This window comes from Bacillus sp. AFS031507 (genome assembly GCF_002584635.1).
GTDB lineage: Bacteria > Bacillota > Bacilli > Bacillales > Cytobacillaceae > Neobacillus.
In genome coordinates this window covers 1-3,194 of sequence record NZ_NUOW01000063.1, presented here as the reverse complement: position 1 = coordinate 3,194, position 3,194 = coordinate 1, and the positions used below count along the sequence as shown (strand labels likewise).

At 34.8% G+C, this 3,194-nt stretch carries 2 protein-coding genes and 1 pseudogene; 2 read left to right on the top strand and 1 reads right to left on the bottom strand.

Translation table 11 applies throughout. The features are described 5' to 3' along the window. Positions 1-741: 741 nt before the first annotated feature. A pseudogene (locus tag COE25_RS28580) lies at positions 742-1,580 on the bottom strand (tyrosine-type recombinase/integrase). 184 nt (positions 1,581-1,764) lie between these two features. Here COE25_RS28580 and COE25_RS28575 point away from each other — a divergent pair. Together COE25_RS28575 and COE25_RS28570 are read left to right on the top strand one after the other, a co-directional pair. Continuing rightward, on the top strand, positions 1,765-2,343 hold the full coding sequence (locus COE25_RS28575; protein ID WP_257209011.1) for a uridine kinase family protein: 579 nt from the start codon (positions 1,765-1,767) through the stop codon (positions 2,341-2,343). Positions 2,344-2,548: 205 nt separating this feature from the next. Continuing rightward, positions 2,549-3,106: a CBO0543 family protein gene (locus COE25_RS28570; protein WP_098935069.1), complete on the top strand. Its 558-nt coding sequence runs from the start codon at positions 2,549-2,551 to the stop codon at positions 3,104-3,106. The last annotated feature ends 88 nt before the right edge of the window (positions 3,107-3,194 follow it).

The following is a 3,194-nucleotide window of genomic DNA, read 5'->3' as shown; positions in this document are numbered from 1 at the left end:
TAGTTAACTTTAATTTTGAATGTTGTCTTATTCGTAGGATTTCAAATATGTACGGAGTACCAGGTTTCTTCAACAAAAGGGCACTGTGACCCATCAGTTTAGCATAACTGGCCTCCACCCCTTGGATAGGCATGACGAAGGAATGAGAGGGCACTTGACCCGTTGAGACATGGGNNCTCCAGGGGCGGCGTGGAGATGTACATTATATGGTAATATATGGAGTAATAGCTAACTCCTTTATTTAACTATGCCTTCACGAAGCCAAATGATATGGATTCATTCCAATTACCCGTCATTCTATTTATAAGGGTTATGAAATCCTGCGAATAAGTGAGCATTCAAGAGATATTCGTATCAAACTGAGGGAGTTGAAGAACTATTTGAGTTTTGGGAGCTGACTTTTTAATGTTAAAAGATCTTTGTAAATGTGAATTTACTAATTCATTTAAAATCGAAGCTGATTTTGTGGCAGATCCAATATGGTGCAACCAATGTGGCTGGAATCTTGATTTTGAAACTTTCCGATAACAGACAATCTTAAAGCAGAGTTAGATCAATGGACTGGTCTATATAAGAAAATCTCAATTAATGAACATAATTCAATTGGGCAACATCTTACTGAAAAAGTAAAAGAAGAACTAGGTACCGAATATATAATCGTATTCATTCCTGACCGTTGATTGAGCTAACGGGCAGCAATAGTGTGGAAAAGCAGCGGTTGTCCGCTGCCTTTCATTTTTATTAGAAATATTTTCTATAAAATTCTCTTCTAAGATTCCCGCTTAACTGAGCATAAATCCTAGTGGTCTCGCTCTTTTCGTGCCCTAGTAGACTCTGAATAACATCAATTGGAGCTCCATTGTTCAATAAGTGTGTGGCATAGCTGTGGCGTAGTTGGTGCGGATGAATTATTTTGTTGATCTCAGCCCGTTTTGAAATTCGCTTTTTAATATTTCTCATCTGTGCAATGCTCATTTTATGTGGGTACCGTTCAGTTACAAAAATAGCTGGATCTTTATCCTGCCGTAGGTCTAGGTATCGTTTTAACCAAATTTCACAACGTATATTAAAATAAACTTCCCTTTCTTTGTCTCCTTTTCCAATTACTATTGCTGAAAGATTAGACCAATTAATGGAATTCTTTTCAAGTGAAACAATTTCACCTATTCTACAACCCGTTGAAAACATAAATTCAAATAACGCCTTTTCCTTTGGAGTAAAGCACGCTTCTCTCAAATGTTCAATTTCCCTTTCTGTTAAAAATTTTGGAATTCGTTTTCCTTGTTTGGGTTCTTTAATTTTAGCTGCTGGATTCTTTGAAATATGTCCTTCTTCGTGTGACCAGCGAAATATCGATTTAATAAATTGAATTCGATGAGATAAACTGGATGGCTTTAAGTGTTCGCTGGACTTTGCTAAGTATACTTTCAACTGATCTGTCGTCATTGATTCAATACTTACATCGTCAAAATGTTTAATGAGTTACTTTGATTGGAGTCTATAGGCTTTTAGTGTTTGTGGAGTGAACCCTTGAATTTTTTATCCGATTCGTAAAGTTCCCAGGCTTTTGATACCAGCAAAGTAAATCCCTCCTTATATTAGAGGAATTATTACCTTGATTATAGAAATAAAAACGTTGGGATATTGAACTATCGGGGCAGTTTACTTCAATAAGCAGGTTCTGATGAAATGTTTGAGGAACTAGTATTTAACAAACTTTAAGAAGGTGATTTAGTGATTTTCAAAACTAAAGAAGGTGATTTTATTAAATTCGAACAATTAGTTAGTTCAATTAATTCAATTCCACAAAAACAACAAACCTTGTTAATTGGAATAGATGGGTGTGGGGGTTCAGGAAAAAGTACATTAGCAAATAAATTGAAGGATGAATTTTCTAATGTAACTGTTGTACATATGGATGATTTTTATTTACCATCCTCACAACTAATAAAAACACATCCAGAGAAAAAAAACATAGGTGCAGATTTTGATTGGAAACGTGTGTTAAATCAAGTTCTTGAACCTATAAGTCAAAACAGAGAGGGACGTTATCAGAGATATGATTGGGAGACGGATGATATAGCAGAATGGCATACTGTTCCAATCGGAGGAATTGTCATTATAGAAGGTGTTTATTCCATTCGTAATGAATTAGCAAATAAATATGATTTTACAATATGGGTTGATTGTCCACGAGAGATAAGGCTTTCACGAGGTCTTGAAAGAGATGGGGAAGAGGCTCGTTTTATATGGGAAAATAATTGGATGATTTCAGAGGACATTTATGTTGAAAACCAAAAACCTTTTGAAAGAGTAGACCTCATTGTTAATGGAACTAAATAAATATCTTCTTCAACAAACGGGTGCATTACTTAAAGTTCCGGCTGCCGTTTCAGCCGGCTTTTTCTTATTCAACTAAAGAAGCAGGTTAGTGGAAGAAGAAATAGTAATAATTGGGTTTATTGAGAGGAATATTAAAAAAGATTGTTATAGATGCGAGGGATATATGTATATCGGTCAGTTTTTAAATTAAAAGAGGAGGAGAGTAATGGACAGGTTTCAAAAAATAGAAAAGACCTATAACTACCTCCGAAAGTTGTGGTTCGATTACTGGACTAAAGATGTGGTTTTTACATATCAGTGGTGGTTTGAAATTTTTGTTGTTATTTTTCCATTGTTTTTATGGTGGAGATTTGTCGATAAAACTCGGTTAAAAGAAATAAGTCTGGTTGGGCTGATTACAGCAGGAATTGCTTTCATTTTGGACCAAATTGGTACATCTCTAGGTTTTTGGATATATCCATATACTTTAACGCCATTAGAAAGAGATGAGTTTACCCCTGCTGATTTATCTATTGTTCCCTTTATTTACTCGATGATTTATCAGAGATTTCCTACGTGGAAAAAATACATATTAGCAATTATAACCTATGCGTTTTTTGCTTCATATATAGGAGAAAATATCTTTCAATGGCTTGGGATATACAAAATCATTAAATGGAATCACTTATACTCTGTCCCTTTTTATATATTAATTGGAATATTTGTAAAAGTGGTTCTTCAAAAAGTTAATTCAATTGAGTCACATTCCAAAGGCAAAGAATAAATATTACTTCCTTCACTAACGGGTGCGATGCTTCAACAACGAAGGATCGCTTTTCTTCTTCAAGTAACGGGGCAGCATTCCTGTAATG